This window comes from Micromonospora cynarisoli, from assembly GCF_030518815.1.
Taxonomy (GTDB): Bacteria; Actinomycetota; Actinomycetes; order Mycobacteriales; family Micromonosporaceae; genus Micromonospora; species Micromonospora wenchangensis.
The window spans coordinates 7,003,981-7,027,432 of record NZ_CP130426.1; the positions used below are offsets into that span (position 1 = coordinate 7,003,981).

The 23,452-nt window shown below is 72.0% G+C and carries 18 protein-coding genes; 11 read left to right on the plus strand and 7 right to left on the minus strand.

Going from position 1 to position 23,452, the window contains the following annotated elements:
* Positions 1-202: 202 nt before the first annotated feature.
* The 10 genes from Q2K16_RS30680 (at position 203) to Q2K16_RS30725 (ending at position 12,549) form a co-directional block, all read left to right on the plus strand.
* Positions 203-1,243: a polysaccharide biosynthesis protein gene (locus Q2K16_RS30680; RefSeq protein WP_302741939.1), complete on the plus strand. Its 1,041-nt coding sequence runs from the start codon at positions 203-205 to the stop codon at positions 1,241-1,243.
* Positions 1,237-2,364 (plus strand): polysaccharide biosynthesis C-terminal domain-containing protein, encoded by a 1,128-nt coding sequence (locus Q2K16_RS30685; RefSeq protein WP_302741941.1) that lies wholly within the window; start codon positions 1,237-1,239, stop codon positions 2,362-2,364. The genes Q2K16_RS30680 and Q2K16_RS30685 overlap by 7 nt, the downstream gene beginning before the upstream one ends.
* Positions 2,361-3,596, plus strand: coding sequence for a glycosyltransferase family 4 protein (locus Q2K16_RS30690; RefSeq protein ID WP_302741942.1), 1,236 nt, complete (start codon positions 2,361-2,363; stop codon positions 3,594-3,596). Before Q2K16_RS30685 ends, Q2K16_RS30690 begins: the two co-directional genes overlap by 4 nt.
* Positions 3,593-4,717: a non-hydrolyzing UDP-N-acetylglucosamine 2-epimerase gene (gene wecB / locus Q2K16_RS30695; RefSeq protein WP_302741944.1), complete on the plus strand. Its 1,125-nt coding sequence runs from the start codon at positions 3,593-3,595 to the stop codon at positions 4,715-4,717. Before Q2K16_RS30690 ends, wecB begins: the two co-directional genes overlap by 4 nt.
* A 264-nt stretch (positions 4,718-4,981) precedes the next feature.
* Positions 4,982-6,265, plus strand: a complete 1,284-nt coding sequence (locus Q2K16_RS30700; protein WP_302741945.1) for a hypothetical protein — start codon at positions 4,982-4,984, stop codon at positions 6,263-6,265.
* A 228-nt stretch (positions 6,266-6,493) separates the two neighbouring features.
* On the plus strand, positions 6,494-7,249 hold the full coding sequence (locus Q2K16_RS30705) for a class I SAM-dependent methyltransferase (protein ID WP_302741946.1): 756 nt from the start codon (positions 6,494-6,496) through the stop codon (positions 7,247-7,249).
* On the plus strand, positions 7,243-8,574 hold the full coding sequence (locus Q2K16_RS30710; protein WP_302741948.1) for a glycosyltransferase family 4 protein: 1,332 nt from the start codon (positions 7,243-7,245) through the stop codon (positions 8,572-8,574). Before Q2K16_RS30705 ends, Q2K16_RS30710 begins: the two co-directional genes overlap by 7 nt.
* Before the next feature lie 41 nt (positions 8,575-8,615).
* Positions 8,616-9,842: a polysaccharide pyruvyl transferase family protein gene (locus Q2K16_RS30715; protein ID WP_302741949.1), complete on the plus strand. Its 1,227-nt coding sequence runs from the start codon at positions 8,616-8,618 to the stop codon at positions 9,840-9,842.
* Positions 9,839-11,233 carry an MATE family efflux transporter gene (locus Q2K16_RS30720; protein ID WP_302741950.1) on the plus strand — a complete coding sequence of 465 codons (1,395 nt, stop codon included), beginning with the start codon at positions 9,839-9,841 and terminating at the stop codon, positions 11,231-11,233. The genes Q2K16_RS30715 and Q2K16_RS30720 overlap by 4 nt, the downstream gene beginning before the upstream one ends.
* Positions 11,234-11,415: 182 nt before the next feature.
* Positions 11,416-12,549 carry a glycosyltransferase gene (locus Q2K16_RS30725; protein ID WP_302741951.1) on the plus strand — a complete coding sequence of 378 codons (1,134 nt, stop codon included), beginning with the start codon at positions 11,416-11,418 and terminating at the stop codon, positions 12,547-12,549.
* A 19-nt stretch (positions 12,550-12,568) separates the two neighbouring features.
* Here the strand turns inward: Q2K16_RS30725 and Q2K16_RS30730 are convergent, their stop codons facing one another.
* The 4 genes from Q2K16_RS30730 to Q2K16_RS30745 all read right to left on the minus strand — a co-directional run bounded on the left by Q2K16_RS30730 (position 12,569) and on the right by Q2K16_RS30745 (position 19,058).
* Positions 12,569-14,401: an asparagine synthetase B family protein gene (locus Q2K16_RS30730; RefSeq protein WP_302741952.1), complete on the minus strand. Its 1,833-nt coding sequence runs from the start codon at positions 14,399-14,401 to the stop codon at positions 12,569-12,571.
* Positions 14,402-14,673: 272 nt separating this feature from the next.
* The gene (locus Q2K16_RS30735; RefSeq protein WP_302741953.1) at positions 14,674-15,807 is read right to left on the minus strand and encodes a DegT/DnrJ/EryC1/StrS family aminotransferase; all 1,134 of its coding nucleotides are present in this window, start codon (positions 15,805-15,807) and stop codon (positions 14,674-14,676) included.
* A gap of 208 nt (positions 15,808-16,015) precedes the next feature.
* On the minus strand, positions 16,016-16,450 hold the full coding sequence (locus tag Q2K16_RS30740) for a hypothetical protein (protein ID WP_302741954.1): 435 nt from the start codon (positions 16,448-16,450) through the stop codon (positions 16,016-16,018).
* A gap of 136 nt (positions 16,451-16,586) precedes the next feature.
* The gene (locus tag Q2K16_RS30745; RefSeq protein WP_302741955.1) at positions 16,587-19,058 is read right to left on the minus strand and encodes a Tex family protein; all 2,472 of its coding nucleotides are present in this window, start codon (positions 19,056-19,058) and stop codon (positions 16,587-16,589) included.
* A 194-nt stretch (positions 19,059-19,252) separates the two neighbouring features.
* Here Q2K16_RS30745 and Q2K16_RS30750 point away from each other — a divergent pair, with 194 nt between their 5' ends.
* The gene (locus Q2K16_RS30750) at positions 19,253-20,764 is read left to right on the plus strand and encodes a deoxyguanosinetriphosphate triphosphohydrolase family protein (RefSeq protein WP_302741957.1); all 1,512 of its coding nucleotides are present in this window, start codon (positions 19,253-19,255) and stop codon (positions 20,762-20,764) included.
* Positions 20,765-20,799: 35 nt separating this feature from the next.
* On the opposite strand, the gene Q2K16_RS30755 is transcribed toward Q2K16_RS30750, so the two are convergent.
* The 3 genes from Q2K16_RS30755 to Q2K16_RS30765 form a co-directional block, all read right to left on the minus strand.
* Positions 20,800-21,444: a NeuD/PglB/VioB family sugar acetyltransferase gene (locus tag Q2K16_RS30755; RefSeq protein WP_302741959.1), complete on the minus strand. Its 645-nt coding sequence runs from the start codon at positions 21,442-21,444 to the stop codon at positions 20,800-20,802.
* Entirely contained in the window at positions 21,441-22,097 is a 657-nt protein-coding gene (locus Q2K16_RS30760; RefSeq protein ID WP_302741960.1) for a sugar transferase, read from the minus strand. Before Q2K16_RS30760 ends, Q2K16_RS30755 begins: the two co-directional genes overlap by 4 nt.
* A 184-nt stretch (positions 22,098-22,281) precedes the next feature.
* Entirely contained in the window at positions 22,282-23,427 is a 1,146-nt protein-coding gene (locus Q2K16_RS30765; protein ID WP_302741961.1) for an MBL fold metallo-hydrolase, read from the minus strand.
* Between the last annotated feature and the right edge of the window lie 25 nt (positions 23,428-23,452).

Here is a 23,452-nt window from a genome sequence, read left to right on the forward strand (position 1 = left end):
CTCGTCCCGCACTCTCGCCCTGACGGCTGCCGGCTCGGTAATGGCTAGATTTCCACCTTCTAGGTTATCTGGCACGGAGAATGCCATTTGAGCGTTTCTCTGACTGTTTCCGGTCGTTGCCCGAGAGGAGACCGCCGGCCCTGCTCGCGGGGTGCCGTGGTGTCCGCGAGACGAGTGGGCAACGAAACGGGGTGTACCAACAGTGACTTCTTCCATCACCGGTCGCCGGGTGTTGATCAGCGGCGGCACCGGATCCTTCGGTCGGACCATGGTGCGGCGACTGCTCGCCCAGGATGTCGCCGAGGTCCGGGTGCTCAGCCGCGACGAGGCCAAGCAGGACGCGATGCGCCGCCAACTTGCCGACGACCGGGTCCGCTACTACGTCGGCGACGTCCGTGACCGGGACACGGTCCTGCTCGCCAGCCGGGGCGTGGACCACGTCTTCCACGCCGCCGCGCTCAAGCAGGTGCCCTCCTGTGAGTTCTTCCCGTTGGAGGCGATCCGCACGAACGTGCTGGGCAGCGCCAACGTGCTGGAGGCGGCGGACCGCAACGAGGTCGGCTCGGTGGTCGTGCTCAGCACCGACAAGGCGGTCCACCCGGTCAACGCGATGGGGATGAGCAAGGCCCTGATGGAAAAGGTGGTCCAGGCCTACGCCCGCAACAACCCCGGCAGCGGCACCGTCGTCTCCTGCGTCCGCTACGGCAACGTGATGTACTCCCGGGGTTCGGTCATCCCGCTCTTCATCGAGCAGATCAAGGCCGGGCGCGCACCCACGGTGACCGACGCCGGAATGACCCGGTTCCTGATGTCGCTGGGCGAGTCGGTCGAGCTGGTGGAGCACGCCTTCGCGTACGCGCGCTCCGGTGACGTCTTCGTCCGCAAGGCGACCGCCTGCACCATCGGCGACCTCGCCACGGCCATCTGCCAGCTCTTCGACGTGCCGGCCAAGGTGGACGTCATCGGCGTACGACACGGCGAGAAGCAGGACGAGACACTGGCCAGCCGGGAGGAGCTGAGCCGGGCGCAGGACTTCGGCGAGTTCTTCCGGGTGCCGATGGACGCCCGTGACCTCAACTACGCGCTCTACGTGTCGGAGGGGGATCTCCGGCCCGACCCGACCGCCGACTTCACCTCCGCCAACGCGCCCCGGCTGACCGTGCCGGAGATCGTCGAGCTGCTGCGGACGCTGCCCGAGGTGCGGGCCGAACTCGCCCTGCGTGACCCGGTTCTGGCGTGCTGAGGATCGCGCTCACCGGCGGCGACGGATTCCTCGGCTGGCACGTCCGGGTGCTCACGCGGGCCCTCGGCTGGCCGGCGCCGGTGCTGGTCGACCGGGCCGACCTGACCGACCCGGCGGCGGTCGCCGCCCGGATCAGCGGGGTGGACCGGGTGCTGCACCTGGCCGGCGTCAACCGGGGCGACCCCGCAGAGGTAGCCGCCGGCAATGTCTGGCTCGCCGCACAGCTCGCCGAGGGGGTACGCCGTGCCGCCGTGCCGCCGGCCTCCATCAGCTACGCGAATTCCATCCAGGCCGGCAACGGCACCCCGTACGGGGACGCCAAGGCCGCCGCGGCGACGCTGCTCGCCGAGGCCGGCCCGCCCCTTGACGACCTGCGGCTGCCCAACCTGTTCGGCGAGCACGGACGGCCCTGGTACAACTCCGCCGTCGCCACCTTCTGCCGGGAACTGGCCGAGGGCGGTGCCCCCCGGGTGGACGCCGACCGGGAACTGGGGTTGGCGCACGTCACCGACGCCGCCGCCGCCCTGCTCGGGATACCTGCCGGCGGCTCGTGGGATCCCGCGATGCCGCTGCTGCGCGTGGGCGTACGGGAACTCGCCGACCGGCTGACCACGATCGCCACCACCTACCGGGGTGGTGACCTGCCGTCACTGGTGGAGCGGCACGACGTACGGCTGTTCAACACCTACCGGTCGCACTGCTTCCCCGCGCACTACCCGATCGCCCTGCCGCGTCGGGCCGATGCGCGCGGTGAACTGGTCGAGACCGTCCGGGTGCACGGCGGCGGGGGGCAGACCTTCTGTTCCACCACCCGGCCCGGGGTGACCCGGGGGGAACACTTCCACCTGGCCAAGGTGGAGCGGTTCGTGGTGCTGCGGGGCACCGCGGAGATCAGCCTGCGCCGGATCGGCACCGACGAGGTACGGCGCATCCCGGTCTCCGGCGATGCACCGGCCCTTGTCGACATGCCCACCATGTGGGCGCACAAGCTGGTCAACACCGGCCCCGACGAGCTGGTCACCCTCTTCTGGACCAACGAGTTGTACGACCCGGCACGTCCCGACACCTGGCCTGAGCCGGTGGACCGGACCGCGCCGCAGCCCCGGGCGGTGGTGGGGTGAGGATCGGCCTGGTCAGTCAGTGGTATCCCCCCGAAGGGGTCTTCATCCCGGGGAACCTGGCGACCGGGCTGGCCAGCCGGGGCCATGACGTGCGGGTGTTGACCACGTTCCCGAGCTATCCGCTCGGGCGGCTCTACCCGGGGTGGCGGCAGCGTCTCCGGCAGCAGGAGAACGGTGGCGGGGTGGTGGTGCGTCGGGTGCCGTCGTACCCCAGTCACGACAGGTCCGTCGCCCGCCGGGCGTTGAGCTACGCCTCCTTCGGCGTCAGCAGCGTCGTCGGTGGCGCCGGCTGGCTGCGTGACGTCGACGTCACCTACGTCTACCACCCGCCACCGACCAGCGCGGCCGTGGCGGCACTGCTGCGGCGTGTCAGGCGTACCCCGGTCGTGTTGCACGTACAGGATCTGTGGCCCGAGTCGGTGCTGCAGTCGGGCATGGCACCCACCGGTCGGTCCGCCCGTCGCTTCGCCCACCACCTCGACGCGCTGATGCGCGTGACCTACCGGCTGGCCAGCACCGTCGTGGTCATCTCGCCCACCATGGCCGACCTGCTGGTCAGGCGGGGCGTGGACCCGGACCGGATCCGGGTGGTCTGGAACTGGACCGACGACCTGTTCCGGCCGGTGCCGGCGACGGCCGAGGCGCGGGCGGCGCTCGGCCACCGGGGACGCTGCACCGTCATGTTCGCCGGCAACCTCGGACTCCTCCAGGGCATCGAGACCGCGATCCGGGCCGCCGCCGCGGTCCGGGACCTCGTCGACCTGGTGCTGCTCGGATCGGGGGCGGGGGAGCAGGCCGCCCGGCGGCTCGCTACCGACCTGGGCACCGACAACGTCCGGTTCCTCGGCCGGCGTCCCGCGCAGGAGATGGCCGCCCTGTACGCCGCAGCCGACTGGCAGTTGGTCTGCCTGCGCGACCTGCCGGCGTTGGCCGGCAGTGTCCCGTCCAAGCTTCAGGCCGCGCTGGCCTGCGGCGTACCCGTGATCGCCTCCGCCGGCGGGGACACCGCGGCGCTGGTCGCCTCGACCGGCGTCGGCCTGGTCGCCGCGCCGGACGACCCGGTCGCGCTCGCCGCGCGGTTCGCCGAGGCCGCCGCCACGCCACCGGCCCAGCGGGCGTGGATGGGCGGCTGCGCCCGACGGACCTACCAGGAGCGCATGTCGCTGCCGGTGGGCCTGGACCAGTTCGAGGACATCCTGACCAAGGCGACACAGCAGAAAGGACCGGCATGACCCGGATCATGACCGTGGTGGGCACCCGGCCGGAGATCATCCGGCTGTCCAGGGTGATCTCCCGGCTGGAGCAGACCGTCGAGCATGTCCTGGTGCACACCGGCCAGAACTGGGACGCCACCCTCTCCGACGTCTTCTTCAAGGAGTTGCGGCTGCGCGATCCCGACCGTTTCCTGCGGGTCGACACCGCGTCGTTGGGCAGGGTGCTCGGCGGCGTCCTGGTCGGGATGGAGGAGGTGCTCGCCGAGGCGCGACCGGACGCGCTGCTCGTCCTCGGCGACACCAACAGCTGCATCGCCGCGCTGATGGCCCGCCGGATGCGGGTGCCGGTCTACCACATGGAGGCCGGCAACCGGTGCTTCGACCTCAACGTGCCGGAGGAGACCAACCGGCGGCTGGTCGACCACGTCGCCGACTTCAACCTGGTCTACACCGAGCACGCCCGGCGCAACCTGCTCGCCGAGGGACTGCATCCCCGGCGCATCCTGCTCACCGGCTCACCGATGCGCGAGGTGCTGGAACACCACCGCGAGGACATCGAGGCGTCGGCGATCCTGCGTCAGCTCGACCTGGCCCCGGGACGCTACTTCATGGTCAGCGCCCACCGGGAGGAGAACGTGGACGACCCGGCACGGCTGCGCCGGCTGCTCGACTGCCTGGTGGCGGTCCGCGACCGGTGGGGTCACCCGGTGCTGGTCTCCACCCACCCCCGGACCCGCAAGCGGATCGAGGCGGTCGCCCCGGACGCGGCCACCCTCGACCGGATCGCCTTCCACGAGCCGTTCGGCCTTTTCGACTACGTGCACCTGCAGACGCGGGCGTACTGCACGCTGTCGGACAGCGGCACGATCAGCGAGGAGGCCGCCGTCCTCGGGTTCCCCGCCGTCACCCTGCGCGAGTCGATCGAGCGGCCGGAGGCCCTGGACGCCGGTGGGATCATCATGACCGGCCTGGACCCGCAGGGCGTGGTCGAGGCGATCGAGGTGACTGTGGAACAGGTGGCCCGCGACGGGGTGCCCTGCCCGGTCGACTACCAGGTCCGGGACACCTCGCGCCGGGTGGTCGACTTCATCCTCTCCACCGTCCGCCGGCACCACGACTGGGCCGGTATCCGGCGCTGACCCGGCCGCTCCCGACTGATCTGTGGCTGACTTCCGTAAAGTGTTCATGGCGGCGGAAACGAATATGCTTCGGTGCCCGCCTCGCATTTTCAGCGATTCGTTCCGGCGGTTGTGGTAATGCGCCGGCAATCGGTGGACCGTTTCCGGTCATGCTAACGTCGGCCCGTACCGGGGAATCCTAGTGGGGAAATCGATGAACACGACACGTGTCAGACCCTGCCTGATGCTCGACGCCGACCTGTGCCTGCCGGGACGGACGTCCACTTGCTGACCGGCGGCCCGACGGGCAGCGAGCTGATGAACGCCGGCACGCCCGTCGTCCGCCGTTCCCCCGCGCGTCCCCTCCTCGCCCTGTGCCGGAACTATCCGGTCTCCCTCCTGGTCCTCGCCCCGTACGGCGCGTTCGTCCTGCCGATCGCGGTGTACTACGACAACCCGCAGATCGGCTTCATCCTGCGGTTGCTCGGGTTCGCGCTCTTCGCGACCATCCTGGTGGAGACCGTGATGCTGCGGCGCGGCTCGTTCGCCGAGTTCCAGCGCGGCCTGCGGGCCGAGAACTCCGCCTACCCCAAACTGTTCACCATCGCCCGCATCGTGGCGGTGGTGAGCATGAGCGCCGACATCGCGGGTGCCGCCGCCGGCCGGGGCACGATCGTGACCCAGGTCTACCAGGTGACGACACTGTCGCCGGTCGCCCGGTACACCGCCCTGGTCGCCGGCTGGAGCGTCCTGGCGTTCGCCCTGCTCGCCGCCAGCTACCTCGGCGGTCAGGCCCGGCTGGGCCGCGTGCTGCTCTGGACCTCCGGGCTGGTGCTGGCCAGCCTCGCCCAGGCCTTCCTCACGACGATCTCCGCCTACCTCGTCAACTGCCTGTCGTTCGTGGCCGCCGCCGGCGTGCTGCTCGGTGTCCTGAAGGTGCGCCACGTCGCGTTCGTGGCGGTCGTACTCCTGCTGCTGTGGCCGGCGCTGTTCGCCGAGCGGAACGAGATCCGGCAGCGGCACGGCATCCAGGTCTCCCAGGAGCTGACGGCGGGCGACCGGCTCCGCTTCGACCAGCAGGTGACGGGCGCGGCCCAGTTCGACGTGCCGGTCGACGTCGGTCAGCCAGGGGTGCTCGGGATGCTCCGGTACGGCCTGGTCCCGCGGGTCCTGGACCCGGAGCGGCCCCAGCTGTCGACCGGGCAGCGGATCAACGAGACGTTGGGTGGCAGTTCGACGTCCGTCTACACCTTTCTCACCCTGGGCACGGTGTACTTCCTGGAAGGCCCGTTGGGGGTGTTCCTCTTCTACGGAGCGATGGCGGGGTTGGTGGCACTCCTGCTGCGCTCCCGGCGGTCGCCCGGGCCGGTGCGGCTCTGCCTGCTCTGCATCGTCGTCGGCGGTCCGCTGACCTGGTCGTCGACCTATCCCGACACGGTCATCGGAGCGTCGCAGAAGGTGGTGGCAGCCCTGCCGATCTTCGCTGCGCTCTGGCTGACCCGCGCTCGCCCCGACCCGGACCGCCGTACCAGGACAGAGGCGGGCCTTCCGGTCGGCTCGCCGCACTGACCGGTCCGGCGGGCGGCGACCTCCGGCGGCGCCTGTCGAATTGCGAGCCCGACCTTCGATCGGGTCCCCGGTTCCGGGGACTCGGGTGAATGGCACTCGCATTCATTTTTGCGGTCGCCGCGCATATTCCGGCGGTGGCCCGTGTTTCTCGATCTGTCGCGATCGTGGTCGTGCTAGCGTCGGCCGTCCCGCCGTCGGAGGTGACCAATGCGGAATTCGATGCAGCAGGTGAGAATCAGAAACTCTTTGGAGCGTTTGGCGCTGAGCTATCCGCCCGGGCGTCGGCAGGGGCTACGCCGCGAGATAGACCGCCAGGCGTTCCAGATCGGGCTGGTGCACCGGCTGGCTCCCGGAGGATCGATCGCGGACATCGGTGGGGGCACCGGTCTGTTCTCCGTCGGGTGCGCGGCCGTCGGTATGACGGCGGTCCTCATCGACGACTTCGCCGACCCGGCCAACCGGACATCCGGAGACGAGGCGCTGCACGTGCACCGGACGAACGGCGTCAAGATCGAAACCCGTGACGTGATCACGGACGGTCTCGGGCTCGGCCCCGACTCGATGGACGTCATCACCACGTTCGACAGCATGGAACACTGGCACGCGTCGCCCAAACGGCTCTTCGCCGAGGTGATGACCGCACTGCGTGCCGGCGGATGGTTCCTGCTGGGCGTGCCGAACTGTGTGGCGCTGCGCAAGCGGCTCACCGTACCGCTGGGGCACGGCAAGTGGTCCTCGATGGAGGTCTGGTACGAACAACCGACCTTCCGTGGGCACGTCCGCGAGCCCGACGTCGACGATCTGCGGTACATCGCCCGGGACATGGGTCTCGTCGATGTGCGGATCATGGGCCGGAACTGGCAGGGGTACGGGCATCGACTGGCGGTCGTCCGCACGCTGACCCCGGTGGCCGATCGCCTGCTGACCGCGTTCCCCTCCCTCTGTTCCGACCTCTACCTGCTCGGACGGAAGACCCCATGCTGACCACCGATCCGAACGCGCACGGCCGTGACGCCCTGACGCGGGAAGACGGGCCGGGTGAGCGGGCCACCCTTCCTGTCGACGAACCGGAGCGGCCACGCCGGATCGCACTGCTCACCCACGCGTACCACCTGTCCGGTGGGGTTCCGGCGGTGAGCCGGTGGCTGCGGGACGGTCTACTGGCCACCGGCGGATACACGGTCGACGTCCACGATCTGGCGACGGCACGCGGAGACCACAACAGCAGGCGACTCGGGGCACCCTCGTCATGGCTGCGCCGGAGCCTCGCCACCGCTGGCGGGGAAGGGACTCCGGAATGGCACTGGGGTGCCAACGCGGTGGAGATCGAGTTCATGCGGTACCGCCCGCGACGCGAACTGACCGCCGCCCTGCGCAACTACGACCTGGTACAGGTGGTCTGCGGGTCACCCGCCTGGGCGTGGCCCGCGCTGGGATCGGGCGTGCCGGTGTGCCTACAGGCCGCCACCTTCGTGGCCTGGGAACGAGGCTCGTACCCGTCGAGCGACAGGTGGCCGTTGCGCGGGTGGCGGAGCCTGACCACCCGCTACGTCGGGCGGATGGAGCGCGCCGCACTCCGCGCCGCCGACGCCGTCCTGGTGGAGAACCAGGCCATTTTTCAGCAGGTGCGGGCGCTCGGGCAGCAGCGCGTGCAGCTGGCACCGCCCGGTGTCGACAGCACACTGTTCTCACCCGGTCCCGGTGGCTGGTCGCGGGACGGACACCTCCTGTCGGTCTGCCGGCTCGGTGATCCCCGCAAGGGCCTCGACATGATGGTCCATGCCTACGGCGAACTCGTTCGGCAGCGGCCGGACACGCCACGCCTCGTCCTGGCCGGTAGCGGAGAACTGCCGGCGTCGGTCATCGCGCTGATCGCCGCCGATGGGCTCGGTGAGCGGGTCACCGTCCGCCCGGACGTGTCGGCGCACGATCTGATCGAGCTCTACCGGGGGGCCTCGGTCTTCCTGCAGACCTCGCACGAGGAGGGCCTGGGTATCGCGGCGTTGGAGGCCATGGCCTGCGGCCTGCCCGTGGTGGCCACCGCTACCCACGGCGCGAGAGAGTGCGTGGAGCCCGGCGTCACGGGCTGGTTGCTTCCGCTGGACAGCCGGGAGGCGCTCTCCCGGGCCTTCGCCGAGCGGGTGTCCCACCTGCTCGGCGGCGAAGGTGCGGCGGCAGGCGCGGCGGGTCGGCAGCGCTGCCTCGAACGCTTCTCCCGCCAGGCCGCGCTGCGTCACTTCCTGGACACCTACGACGTGCTGCTCAACCGTCCACTCCGGTCTTCCCCTGACCGGCGATCAACCCGCTGAGACGGTCACCGCTCCGAACCAGACGAGGAAGAGGGGGTCTGATGGCCGGTACGATCGGCCTCGTCTGCATGGGCGAGGCGGGCAACCTGGGTGACGACCTGATAATGGTGGCGGCTGCACAGTCCATCGCCGCCGGACGGGGCGACGCGGAGGTCCGTCACCTCAGTTTCGGTAGGCCGGTGGACTGGGCGGGCATCTCGTCACTGCTGGCGCAGCCGCTCCGGCCCGTGCCCGTCAGGCCCGGACGTGACCTGCCGGGCTCACGCCGGAACGAACTGCTGTTCGCCGACTGCGACGCCGTCGTCTTCGGCGGCGGAGGCCTGTTGCAGACCAGTCACCATCCGCACAATCCGCTGCTGTGGCTGGGCATGTTGCCACGCGCGGTTCCGCTCGTGCCGGTGCTCGGGGTGGGGCTCGGTGTCGGTCCACTCTCCGCCGACTGGGAGCGCCGGCTCCGCCGGTGGGGTAGCCCTTTCGACGCCTGCTGGCTGAGGGACGGCGACTCGGTGGCCTTCTCCGAACGTCGGCTGGGCTGGGCGGTCGGTAGATGTCACGACTTCGTCGATCGGCAGTTCCTCGACCAGTTCGGTGTGGGAGGGGCACCATGCCCCCGTGCTGGCCGGCGGGTGCTCGGCGTGGCCCTGCGCTGGTGGCCCAGTCTGGACGCCCGCCGCCTGGCAGAGCACATCGACCGGGTGGCGACGCGACACGGCGTGGACATGGTGCACTTCTTCGTGCTCGAGGCGACGCCCGGTGGCCCGGATGTCGAGTTCAGCCAGAGCGTCCGACACCAGCTGGCCACCCCGGGAACCGAACTGACTGCCTACCGGGGGCAGGACATTCTCGCCTTTCTGCGGGGCATGGTGGGATGCACCGCGGCGGTCTCCATGAAGCTGCACTCGAACGCCGTCTGGGCGGCCCTCGGCATTCCACTGCATCCGATCTCCTACGCGCCGAAGACCGCCGCCTTCTTCGGCCGACCCTACCGGGGGCTGGAGGTCATCGACGAGGTCGTGTCGCCGGTGGGTGACGATCCGGCCGTACCACGGGCGGCCGAGGTGGTCGCCGACTGGTTGCGCGGGGGGCCGCCGGTGGAGGGGGACCGGCGGGCGGCGCTGCGGCTGTCACACCGACTGCGTCTGCAGGCGGCGAGTACCGCGATCAACATCGGCCGCCGGGTCGGCCGCCAGCTACGGACGCAACCCTCAGGTGCGGGTGCCGCAGCGTTCCGCGAGTCGGCGGCGGTCGACGGACGGGCTGGCGGGTGACCTGGGCCGGCAGTCCGGCAACCCGCGGCCAGCGCCTGTTCCGGCGGCTGGTCCGGGGGCGGGCACCCGGCGCGCTGGCGGTGACGGCCCTGTCGAGCGGTGGGAACCTGCTGCTGGCGGTGACGGTGGCCCGCACCGAGTCGATCGCCGGCGTCGGCCGCTTCGCGCTGGCGTTCTCGTTCTATGTCGTGGTGTCGGGTCTGGCCCGCGCCGTGGTCACCGACACGGTGCTGGCGATCCGGGCCGACTCCGTGGTGCTGCGCGACGGCGGGGGCCGGGCGGTGGCTGTCGGTGCCGGCGCCGGGCTTGCCGTGCTGATGACCGGCGTACTCACCGGGTCCCCCTACCTCATGACCGTCGGACTGGCGCTGCCCGGCCTCGTCCTCTACGACTACACCAAGGCGCTCGCGATCGGCATCGGCTCACCGCGACGTGCCGCCGTCCAGGAGACCGTCTGGGGGCTCGTCACTGCGGCGGTGGCGCTGCTCGGCCTGGCGGGCCTGCTGCCCGCGCCACTGGTGTTCAGCGTCTGGGCCGGCACCGGCGCGCTGCTGGGTCACCTCACCGCCCGCCGGCGGGGCTACCGTGGACGTCCCCGCTGGGGGCTCGATCGCGCCGGGTCGCGGCTCGCGGTGACCTTCGGTGTGCAGTACGTCGTCACCACCGGCTCCGCCCAACTCGCCGTCACCGCGCTCGCCTTCACCGCCGGCAGCGCGGTTGTCGGTGCCATCAGTGCCGGACGGACGGTCTTCGGGCCGGTGAACCTGCTACTGGGCGCGGCGACCTCACTCATGATCCCCTACCTCGGACGCTACCGGGACGAGCCGGGACCGGTTCGGCTGCGGGCGGCCGTACGCCTGACGGCCCTGGTGACCGGAGTCGCCGCACCTGTGGCGTTGGCTGTCCCCGCGCTGCCGGACCGGTGGGGAACCACCGCGCTCGGTGCGAACTGGGTCGCCGCCCGGCCCCTGCTGCTCGCGTTGGCGGTGGAGTACCTGTTGGTGGTGGTGGCGACCGTGGGATTCGCCGGTCATCGGGTGGAGCAGGCCGGCGGCCGCGCCCTGCGGATCGGCGCGGTCCTCGGCACGGTTCGGATTCCGTCGATCGTCGTCGGTGCAGGGCTTTTCGGGGCCGGCGGGGCGGTCGTCGCCATGGCGGCCGTCGCGCTCTGCAGCGCACTCACCTGGTGGCGCAGCTACAGCCTGATCCTGCGCCGACCGCGGGTCGCTCACCGGCAGGTCGCGCAGCCGGCCGTGGGTGGGGAGGTCGAGGCCGCCTCGGCCCAGGGGGCGGGAGAACGGACGGTCCAGGTGGTCGGCGGCGGTACTGGGCGGGAGTTGGGGAAGCGGCACGAAGAACGGGCGGGTCTCCACGCCCGGCCGGGCACGTAACCGTCTCGCCGTCGTGGCGTTGAGAGGGTGCGCGTGGCGGCCGGCGAGTTCGAAGGGTGGCGGAGAGCCCGATGGGAAGTCATCTGCGGGGCGGGGTCGATCCGGTGGTCTCCGAACGGCGACCACCGGGAGCGCGGCCCTGGCCCCGGCCCCGACCCCGACCCCGTGTCTTCCGCGTGCTCATGACCTCCGGGTGCTTCGAGCCGGGGTTCCGTGGAGGCGGTCCGGTCCGGTCGGTCGCCACGATCCTGGACGCGACGTCGTCGTCGGTCCTGCCGACTCTCGTCACCCGCGACCGGGACTTGGGCGCGCGGGAGCCGTACCCGGGCCTGTCCGGCCGCTGGGCGGACCGCGGTCGGGCCCGGATCTTCTATCTCGACCTGCGCCGGCCGCGCCACTGGGTGCGGCTGTGGCGCGACGTGCGTCCCGGAACCTTCGACCTGCTGTACCTGAACGGGATGTGGTCCTCGATATCCGTCGTCGCCCTGTTGGCCGTGCGGGCACGGCTGGTGCGGGTCCCCCGGATTCTGATCGCCCCGCGCGGCGAGTGCTCCAGCGGGGCGCTGTCGGTGAAGGCGCGGAAGAAGCAGTTCTTTCTTTCCGTGTGGCGGCATGTCCTTCGCCGGGTCGACCCGGAGTGGCACGCCACGAGCGCCGGCGAGGCGGCCGACATCGTCACACTCTTCCCCTGGGCACGGGTCCGCCTGAACAGCGGGCCGTCCACGCTGCCTGCGCAGCCCATCGCGCCGCCGGTGACCACCACGGCGGGTCCGGCGCGACTGGTCTTCATCGGTCGGATCGCTGCGATCAAGAATCTGCTGTTGGTGCTCACCGCTCTCGGCCGCGTCCGGGCGGAGGTGGTGTTCGACATCTACGGCCCGGTGGAGGATCACGGCTACTGGGAACAGTGCCGGGAGGCTCTCCGCCGGCTCCCCTCGACCGTGCGTGCCACGTACCGTGGCGAGCTGCGACCGGAGGCCGTCCGCGAGACGTTCCACGAGTACGACGCCTTTCTCTTCCCGACACTGGGGGAGAACTTCGGCCATGTGGTGGCGGAGAGCCTGTCCGCGTCCTGTCCGGTGATCTGTTCCGCGGAGACGCCGTGGTCGTCGGTGCTCGAAGCGGGAGGAGGCGTGGTGCTCACCGACCCCTCGGCCGAGGAGTTGGGGGGACACGTCGAACGGATCGCCGCGATGTCACCCGAGCAGCGCCGGACCGCCCGCCTCGCGGCTGCGGCGGCCTACCGCACCTGGCGTGCCGGGGCGACGCAGCCGACCATCCTCGACGAGATCCTGTTGGCCGACGCCGCCAGGTGAGGCGGCCCCGGCCCCGATCTCACCGAAGGCTGCCGGAGGACGTCGTCTCCGGGAGGGCCGACTCGACGGTGCCGGCCGGGAAGCTGCGCAGCCAACCGTCGAGAGCCACCACCGTCCACGCCTTCGACCAGATCGAGCGACCGTCCCGCCAGTCGGCGAGCAGACCGTCGACCGCCTCGGGGCGCAGCAGCGACCGGACCGGCGCGTCCGCCGACATGGCCGACCGTACGCTGGCGGCCAGCGGTCCGGTCCGCATCCACCTGTCCATCGGCAGGGTGAAGCCCTTCTTGGCCTGACCCGCGATCCGCCGCAGCTCCGGGTCGTCGAGGGCAGCGGCGAAGCCGCGCTTGCCGACGCCGCGCTCCGGAGCCACCGCCAGCGCCTGTCGCGCGAAGGGGACGTCCACGTACGGCACCCGCAGCTCCACCGAGGACGCCATCGAGAAGGCGTCCGCATCCGGCAGCAACACGCGGCCGAGGTAGTGCTGTATCTCGTGCCGGGAGAGCGCCAGGGCCGACGCGTCCGGCCGACCGCCCTGCCGGGGCAACGGCGGTGGCACGGTCACGCCCAGCGTCGCCAGCTGCCGGTCCGACAGCACCCGCCGGAACAGCTCGCCCATCCCTGCGGCGTCGCGGGGGCCGTCGGCACCGAGCAGGAGGGCCAACTTCTCGTTCCTGGCAGCGCAGGCACGGACCACCGCGCGCCGCATCGGTAGCCGATCGGTGATCCGCAACAGGGGCAGCCGGCGGAGCGCGCGGAAGGATCCGTAGCCGGCGAGCATCTCGTCCCCACCGAGGCCGGAGAGGGCCACCTTCAGGCCCAGACCGGCGATCGCCCGGCTCACCAGGAAGGTGTTCAGTCCGTCGATCGACGGGCGTTGCATGGCCGAGAAGTACTCGGCCACCGTCTGCTCGTCGGGGCCTCGTGCCACGACCTCGTGTCGGTGGCCGTACCTGGTGGCCACCCGCCGGGCGCCCGCCTGCTCACCCATCAGACCGCTCGGGTCCACGGTCACGCAGACCAGCTCGGCGGCGATCTCCCGCCCGGCCCAGGCGACCGCCGCCGAGTCCAGGCCCGCTGAGAGCAGTAGTGCCACCGGCACGTCGCTGGTCAGATGCAGTGACACGGAACGGAGGAACTCGGCTCGCATGTCGGCGGGCGTGGCATCGGGAAGGTCCCCGAGGAATTCGTCGTGCAGCGGGCCGGTCCGGCAGCCCAGGGTGGAATCCCACCGTATCCAGGCGTTCGCGGGCACCGCCGCGATGCCCGCGTACGGTGACTCGTCCCGGTCGACCGCGCCGAACATCAGGTACTGCCGGATGGCCGGGGTGCTGAGTCGTAGCCGGGGGTGCAGGCCCGCCAGGGGACGGCATTCGGAGGCGAAGGCCAGGGCGCCGTCGTCGGTCCTGGTCCAGTAGAGCGGTTTGACGCCGAAGGGATCGCGGGCGAGGGTGAGGCTGTCGTCCCTGCCGTCCTCGACGGCGATTGCGAACATCCCTCTGAGCTGGCGGAACATGTCGGTGCCCAGCAGGGCCCACAGGTCCGGCAGGATTGCCCCGTCGCAGCGGCCGACGTGCGTGAGCCGGTACCGGCGGCGCAGCTCCCCGTGGTTGTAGATCTCGCCGTTGAACACCACCCGGATCTGCCCGTCACGGCTGACGAACGGTTGACGGCCGGCGTCAGTCAGATCGACGACTGCCAGGCGGGTCTGTCCGAGCGCGACGGTGGCACCGGCCCAACGGTCCGCCGCGTCCGGGCCACGGTGCCGCTGCCTGTCGTTGAGCCAGGAAACCAGACGGAGGTCCGGTTCGACGATTCCCGTCGGGCGGACCACTCCGCAGATGCCACACATGTCTTCCGGTCCTTCCGCCGGGCCTGTCGGGCCAGGGACCAGCCTAGGGGAATTAGTACCTTGTAAGCAGTTGAAGCTTTTTATGGTGAAACATCGCGCTGTACCCGGGTGTGGGGGCGAAAGCTGCCGCTGTCCTGGCAGCCGGGGTTCGTCGCCCCGCGCCCGGCCGGCAGCGGCACCCGGTCCGACCCCGGGCGCGGCACCCCGGTCTGACGCCGAACCGGGCCGTCGCAGCGGTGCGCGGCCACGGTCGGCGGGCGTCCGGGCGAAGCTCAGCGGTGCGAGTCGAGGAAGGACTCGACGGCCGTGACGAGCCGGCCGGTCTCCTCGCCGTCCAGCCGGGAACCACTGGGCAGCGAGATGCTCGTGGCGAAGAGTCGATCGGCGGCCCCGGTGAGAACCGTGGTGCGACCGCGATGGACCGGCTGCCGGTGCATCGGCTTGTACATCGGGCGGGTCTCGATGTTGTACCGGGCGAGATGGGCGCCGAGGTCGGCCGTCTGCCAGCCGGCCACGGCCGGGTCCACCACCAGCGAGGTCAGCCAGCAGTTGGATCCCGTCTCCCCGTCACCGAGGATGCGGGTGCCCGGCACCGCGGAGAAGAGCTTCGCGTACCGCTCCCGCAGGGAACGGCGTCGTTCGATCATCGCGTCCAGCCGCCGGAGCTGAGCCCGGCCGAGGGCGGCCAGCAGGTTGCTCAGTCGGTAGTTGTAACCGATCTCGCGGTGCTCGTAGTGCGGCACCGGCTCCCGGGCCTGGGTGGCGAGGTGGCGTGCCTGGGCGATCACGCCCGGGTCGTGGGAGACCAGCATGCCTCCGCTGGAGGTCGTGAGGATCTTGTTGCCGTTGAACGAGAAGACTCCCACCAGTCCGAAGGAGCCGGCCGACCGTCCCTGGTAGGTGGAGCCGAGCGCCTGTGCCGAGTCCTCGACCAACGGCACCTCGGCGTCCCGGCAGACGGTGACGAGGCGGCCGTAGTCCGCGCAGGCGCCGTTGAGGTCCACCGAAACCACTGCGGCGACCCGCTCACCGGAGCGGCGTAGCCGGACGAGCAGGTCGGGCAGCAGGTCGACGTCGAGGTTGCCCGTGCCAAGCTCGCAGTCCACGAAGACCGGCCGGGCACCTGTGTACAACGCGGCGTTGACGGTGGCCGCGAAGGTCAACGTCGGCACGACGACGACGGAACCGGGGCCTGCGCCGGCGAGGAGCAGGGCGAGGTGCAGCGCTGCGGTGCCCGAGCTGACACCCACCGCGTGCCCTACGCCCACCCGATCCGCCACCTCCTGTTCGAAGGCGTCCAGATCCGGGCCGGCGGGCGCCACCCAGCCCGACCGAACGGCGCGGAGCAGGTACGACTCCTCCAGTGGTCCCACGTCGGGCGGGGAGAGGTGGATTCGGCTGCTCATCGCGGTTGCCTCCGTCGTGAGGATGCGACGCCCGGTCCGGTAACCCAGCGCTCATCTCCCCTAACGCCCGGGTTGCGCATTTTGATGCGCGACAGCCCTGATGGCTCTTCGGCGCCCCGGGTGCGGCGCGGACGTTACCGGTCGGATGCCAGGCCGCCACGATGGCGACGGTGCCGGGCACCGACCGCCGCCGGTCTGGTCGGTCAGGTCAGACTCCTTCGTCGCCGGCAGCGAGCCGCCTGGTCAGCAGGTCACGCAGCGGGACCGATTCGCCGTCCCGCCCACCCCGCCCGACGACCAGCGGCGGCCGGGCCGGCGGCACGTCGACGCCGAACAGTCGGGCGCGCACGCTCGGCGGCACGGTGAGCAGGTAGAACCGGCCGTCGACGTCAACTGCGCGCAGACCGGCCCGGTCCACGTACCAGCCGGTCAGACCGGTCCGGTACCGGCCCTGCCCGTCGTAGCCCTGGGCCGTCAGCCGGGTGGTCCGTAACCCGCGCCGGATCGCCTCGGCGGTGAACCAGGCGACCAGTTCCTCGGCCTGTGTGTGCTCGCTCTCGCGCTGGCGGGCATCGGCAGCAGCGTGCGCCCGTACCGCCCGCTGCTGCCGCTCCCGCCACTGCGCACCACCGTCACCACCCATGCCGCGACGGTACGCGAGCCCTGCCCGCCCCGACCCGGGAGCACGCCCGACGCCGGCGCGGGGGCCGCGCCGGGCGGGTGCCGCCCCACGCCCGGTGGGGCGGGCGGGTAGCGGACCGCCTAGGCCAGCCTCACCGTCAGGCCAGACCGGCCCGGCGCAACGCCTCGGCCATTGCGTCGTTGGTGGGTGCCGGGGCCGAGCCACCCCGCCCCTGCCGCTGCGGCTGCCCACCCCGGGAAGCGCTCCGGTCGCCCCGCTGACCAGCCGATCCACCCGCGCCACGGGCCCCGCCCGAGCCGCCTGGACCACCGGAACCGCCCGAACCGCCCCGTCGTCCGCCAGGCGTGTCGCCGCGCCCGGTCGGGGAGCCACCGCGTTCGCGTCGTTCCCCGCCGGTCGAGGGACGGCCGCCACCCGCCGGCGTCTCGTCGTCCAGGCGAAGGGTGAGCGAGATCCGTTTGCGGGGCACGTCGACGTCGAGCACCTTGACCCGCACCACGTCGCCGGACTTCACCACGTCCCGCGGATCCTTGACGAAGGTGTGCGACATCGCCGAGACGTGCACCAGCCCGTCCTGGTGCACCCCCACGTCGACGAACGCGCCGAACGCGGCCACGTTGGTGACCACCCCCTCCAGCAGCATGCCGGGGGTCAGGTCGCCGATCTTCTCCACCCCCTCGACGAAGGTGGCGGTGCGGAACTCCGGCCGCGGGTCCCGGCCGGGCTTCTCCAACTCGGCGAGGATGTCGGTGACGGTGGGCAGGCCGAAGGTGTCGTCGACGAAGTCGGTGGCCCGCAGCCCACGAAGGATGGCCGACTTCCCGATCAGCGAGCGCAGGTCCTGCCCGGTACTGGCCAGGATGCGGCGGACCACCGGGTACGCCTCCGGGTGCACGCTCGACGAGTCGAGCGGGTCGTCCCCGCCGGGGATGCGCAGGAAGCCGGCGCACTGCTCGAACGCCTTCGGGCCGAGCCGGGCCACCTTCTTCAGCTCGGCGCGGGTGCGGAACGGGCCGTTGGCGTCGCGGTGCAGCACGATGTTCTCCGCGAGACCGGCGCCGATGCCGGAGACCCGGGTCAGCAGGGGGGCGGAGGCGGTGTTGACGTCCACCCCGACGCCGTTGACGCAGTCCTCCACCACCGCGTCGAGCGAGCGGGAGAGCTTCACCTCGGACAGGTCGTGCTGGTACTGGCCGACGCCGATCGAGCGCGGGTCGATCTTGACCAGCTCCGCGAGGGGGTCCTGGAGCCGGCGGGCGATGGAGACCGCGCCGCGCAGCGACACGTCCAGCCCGGGCAGTTCCTGCGAGGCGTACGCGGAGGCCGAGTAGACCGACGCGCCGGCCTCGGAGACCATCACCTTGGTCAGGCCGAGCTGCGGGTGCCTGCTGATCAACTCACCGGCCAGCTTGTCGGTCTCCCGGCTGGCGGTGCCGTTGCCGATCGCGACCAGCTCGACCCGGTGCGCCCCGGCCAGCCGGGCGAGGGTCTCGATCGAGGCGTCCCACTGCCGGCGTGGCTCGTGCGGGTAGATCGTGTCGGTGGCGACCACCTTGCCGGTGGCGTCCACCACAGCCACCTTCACGCCCGTCCGTAGGCCCGGGTCGAGACCCATCGTGGCCCGGCTGCCAGCGGGCGCGGCGAGCAGCAGGTCGCGCAGGTTCGTCGCGAAGACCCGGACCGCCTCCTCCTCGGCCGCCTGCCACAACCGCATCCGCAGGTCGGCACCGAGGTGGATCAGGATCCGGGTCCGCCACGCCCAGCGCACCGTGTCGGCCAGCCACCGGTCGGCGGGCCGGCCCGCGTCGCTGACGCCGAACCGGCCGGCGATGGCCGCCTCGTAGCGGGTCGGGCCGGTGGGCGGGGCGTCCGGGTCCTCCTCGACGTCGGGGGCCATGGTGAGGTCGAGGACACCCTCCTTCTCGCCTCGGAACATCGCCAGGATGCGGTGCGAGGGCAGCTTCGGGTACGGCTCGGCGAAGTCGAAGTAGTCGGCGAACTTCGCGCCGGCGTCCTGCTGCCCGTCGCGTACCCGGGCGACCAGCCGGCCCCGCGACCACATCTGCTCACGCAGGGCGCCGATCAGGTCGGCGTCCTCGGCGAACCGCTCGATCAGGATGGCCCGCGCGCCCTCCAGCGCGGCGGCGGCGTCGGCCACCCCGCGGTCGGCGTCGACGAACCCGGCGGCCGTCTCCTTCGGGTCCCGGGTCGGGTCGCCGAGCAGCGTCTCGGCCAGCGGCTCCAGCCCGGCTTCCCGGGCGATCTGCGCCCGGGTCCGCCGCTTCGGCTTGTACGGCAGGTAGATGTCCTCCAGCCGGGACTTGGAGTCGGCCGCCATGATCTGCGCTTCCAGCGCCTCGTCCAGCTTGCCCTGGCTGCGGATCGACTCCAGCACCGCAGCTCGCCGCTCGTCCAGCTCCCGCAGGTAGCGCAGCCGCTCCTCCAGGGTGCGCAGCTGGGCGTCGTCGAGCAGGCCGGTGGCCTCCTTGCGGTAGCGGGCGATGAACGGCACTGTCGCACCGCCGTCGAGCAGCTCCACGGCCGCCCGCACCTGGCGTTCGGCGACGCCGAGCTCGTCGGCGATCCGCTGATGGACTGACTGGGTCACGATGTTGATCCGCCTTCGTTTCGGGTTCCCTGCTGCATTGTGCCGCCCACCCCCGACGCCCCGCGCCACCCCCGCCGGGACCGTGCCGGCCGTCGCCCGCCCGCCCCGGCCGGCGTACCCCGCCGGGGCCTGCCCGCCGGCGGCCCGGCGCGAGCCGGCGCGTCCGGGCGGCCGGCTGCGCTAGCGTGGCGATCATGGAGCAACCTGCGGACCCGCGCGCCCGTCGCCTCTTCGGCGGCAGCGCCCGAGCCCTCGGCGACCTGGCCGCGAGCCCGTTCCGGGCCGACCGGGACCGGATCGTCGCCTCACCGTTCTTCGCCCGGCTCGGCGGGGTGACCCAGGTGATCAGCCCGGTCGGCTCCGGACTGCTGGTGCACAACCGGCTCACCCACAGTCTCAAGGTCGCCCAGGTGGCCCGCGCGATCGCCGAGCGGCTGACCGCCGACCCGGCCCAGCGGGACCTGGTCGACAAGCTGGGCGGCTGCGACCCGGACGTGGTGGAGGCCGCCGCCCTCGCCCACGATCTCGGCCACCCGCCGTTCGGGCACCTGGGGGAGCGGGTGCTGGACCGGTTGGCCCGGCAACGGCTCGGGCTGGCCGACGGCTTCGAGGGCAACGCCCAGTCGTACCGGATCGTCACCAGCACCGAGATCCGGGGGGCAGCCACCACCGGGCTCGACCTGACCGCCGCCGTGCGGGCGGCGATGCTGAAGTACCCGTGGACCCGGCTGGACCACCCCGACCCGCACCCCCGGCACCTGCGTCCCGCCCCCCGGGGTGCCGCCGCCCCACCTGACGACCCGGACAGCGGCTCGGTGAAGTTCGGCGCGTACAGCACGGAACTCGCCGACCTGCGGCAGGCCCGCGCCCCGTTCGACGGGCGGATCGCGCCGTGGCAGCAGACCGTCGAGGCGTCGGTCATGGACACCGCCGACGACATCGCGTACGCCATCCACGACGTGGAGGACTTCTACCGGGTGGGGGTGCTCCAGCAGGGCACCGTCGCCGCCGAGCTGATGGCCTGGCAGCGCGAGGGCGGACACCTGCGGGCGGTCACCGACGCCGCGCTGGCCGGCGCCGCCCGCCGACCCGGCTCGGCGATCGAGGCGCTGCGCCGGCAACTGCACCGCAAGGACGCCTGGATCGCCGACGACGACGCGTTCGCCGCCGCCGTCGAGCACGTCCGCGAGGAACTGGTGGACGGGCTGCTGGCGCTGCCCTTCGACGGCTCCATCGAGGCGGAGCAGTATGTGGCCCGGTTCTCGGCCCGATGGACGACCCGGCTGGTCGACGCGATCACGGTGACCGCCGCCCCGGACGTGCGCTCCGGCCACGTGCTGCTGGCCCGCGCCCAGTGGCACGAGGTGCAGGTGCTCAAGTTCGTCCACCACCGGTTCGTGCTGGCCCGGCCCGACCTGGCCCTGCACCAGCGGGGCCAGGCCCGGCTGCTGGGCACCCTGGTCGAGTCGCTGTGGGAGTGGCTGCTCGACCCCGAGGAGGAGTCCCGGCTGCCCCGCCGGCTGCCCGACCTGGTGGAGTTGGCCGAGGCGGAGCTGCACCCGCGTACCCCGGACCGGATCGGTCGGGCCCGGGGCCGGGCCATCGTCGACTTCGTCGCGCAGCTCACCGACGGTCAGGCGGTGGCCATGCTGGACGTGCTCTCCGGCCGCTCCGGCGCGCTCTGGACCGACGCCTTCGTGCTCTGACCGGCCGGGTCGGGCCGTCGCACGCGCGGCACCCGTCAGCGGGCCGGCACACCCTTGACCACGGATCCCGCCGGTACGTCGCGCACCACGCAGGCCCCTGCTCCGATCGTCGCCCCGGCACCGATCCGCAGACCGGGCAGGACGACCGCGCCGGCTCCGACCAACGCCCCGGTCTCCAGCCGGCAGTCCCCGGAAACGGCGGCGAGCGGGTGCAGGGAGACGTGGTCGCCCACCATGCAGTCGTGCGCCAGGGTGGCGTTCTGGTTGATGTGCACGTGCTGCCCCACGGTGACGTTGGTGGTGATCCGGGCGCCCGCGAAGACCACGAGTCCTTCGGCGGACACCAGATCGCTCCCGACGGTGGCGTCCGGATGCACCAGGTTCGGGTGGGCCGGGCCGAGCGGGGCGAGCCGGTCGGCGACGCGTCGTCGGATCCGGGGATCACCGATGCCGATCACCAGCTGGGTGCCGGCCGGTAGCCGGCCCAGGATCTCCAGCGTGCCGAGATGCGGGACGCCGAGCGCGCTGACCCGCTTCCGGTTGGCCTCGGAGGGGTCGTCGTCGACGAAGCCGGCGAGTCGCCACGGCGGCCGGTGGGCGGCGTCGTTGACGGCGGCGACGAGGGCGGCGATCTCCCGGCCGTGCCCGCCGCAACCGACGATCACCAGAGCGGTGCTCATGACGTCCGTCCTCCCGGGGCGCCGGTCGGTGTGGACGAGACGTGGCAGGCGACGTCGGACTCCGAGCCGAGGAACTCGTGGGCCGTGGCGCTGCCCGGCGCGGTGATCCCCTCACGGCGGAACACCGTCATCGCCGTCCTGAGCATGATCCGGAGGTCGAGCAGGAGGGTGTGGTTGTCCACGTACCAGACGTCGTACCGGAACTTCTCCTCCCAGGCCAGGCCGTTGCGCCCGTTGACCTGGGCGAGCCCGGTCAACCCGGGGCGGACGAGGTGCCGACGGAACTGCTGCGGGGTGTACCGGGACCGGTACTGGACCGGTAGCGGTCGGGGCCCCACCAGGCTCATGTCGCCGCGCAGCACGTTCCAGAGGCTGGGCAGCTCGTCGAGGCTGGTGTCCCGCAGCCACCGGCCGAGCCGGGTCAGCCGGCCGGCGTCGCTGCCGGGACCGTCCCCGCCACCCACGGACATCGAGCGGAACTTGAGGACGGTGAACGGCTTGCCGTCCCGACCGAGTCGGCTCTGCCGGAACAGCACCGGCCGACCCATCGACACCAGCACGGCCATCGCGACAAGCGCCATCACCGGCCCGGCGACGAGCAGGGCAAGGGCGGTGAGTACGAGGTCGACCAGCCGCTTCAGGACTGGACTCATCGGACCGCCGCCGGACGACCTGGTACGGCCGGACGGGCGGGTGGGCGACCGGTGGCTGCCGGTCGGGTGTCCCCGACGGCGGGTACAGGGCGTGCATCCACGGTTTCCTCCGATCAGGTGCGGAAGGAAGCCTAAGTGGGAGAAGGCGCGTTTCGCCGGAGAATGACCGATGCGGTGACGACCGTCAGGCGACGGCCTGCCACCAGCCGTCAACCGGCGGCGGGTCGTCGACCACCACCCGCTCGCCGGGGCGGGGCACCGTCAGCCGCACACCCCGCGCCTTGGCCTCGGCCCAGAGCCGGTCGACCGGCTCGGACCAGTCGTGCAGGGCCAGGTTGAACGTGGCCCAGTGCACCGGGACGAGCAGGTCGCCGCGCAGGTCGAGGTGGGCGGCGACGGCCTCCTCGGGGAACATGTGGATGCCCGGCCAGGCCCGGTCGTACGCGCCGATCTGCATCAGCGTCACGTCGAACGGCCCGTGCTCCGCGCCGATCTCGGCGTACCCGTCGAAGTAGCCGGAGTCGCCGGTGTAGAAGACCTTCCGGTGCGCCCCGGCGACCACCCACGAACTCCACAACGTGCCGTCGCGGCGCAGCCCCCGGCCGGAGAAGTGCTGGGCGGCGGTCGCGATGATCTCCAGGCCGCCCACCCGGTGCCCCTGCGACCAGTCCAGCTCGATGATCCGGTCGTCGGGCACCCCCCACCGGTCCAGGTGCGCGCCGACGCCCAGCGGCACCAGGAACGGCGCCGACTGCCGGCGGACCAGTTCCCGAACGGTTGCCATGTCGAGGTGGTCGTAGTGGTCGTGGGAGATGAGGATCGCGTCGACGGTGGGCAGCTCGTCGAGGCGTACCGGGGGCTCGTGCAGCCGCTTCGGCCCCACCACGGCCGACGGCGAGCACCTGTCGCTCCACACCGGGTCGATCAGCACCCGGTGCCCCTCGATCTCGACGAGCGTCGAGGCGTGGCCGTACCAGACGACGTTCAGTTCCCGCGCGACGTCGGTGGTCGGGGCGGGGGCGGGCCGCAGCAGCGGGACCGGTGCGGTCGGGCGGCGACGCTGCTGGCCGAAGAGCAGTTCCCGCAGCAGGTTACGGCCGGGATCGCCACCGGGCATGGTGCGGGTGGCGACCCGGTTGTGGAAGGTGCCGTCGCGGAACTGTGCCGACCGGGCGGCCCGTTCCGCACGTGTGCCCGTCAGCCGGCCGCCCAGCGCCGCCGGCACGTCCCGGGCCGTCCAGGCCAGGCCGGCGACCGCCGCCAACCCCGCCACCTGCCACAGCCGCCCGCCGAGCGTCCGTCCGGCCGTGCGTTCCGCTGGTTGCCCCATGTGTCGTCCCCCTCGCCGGTGTCCC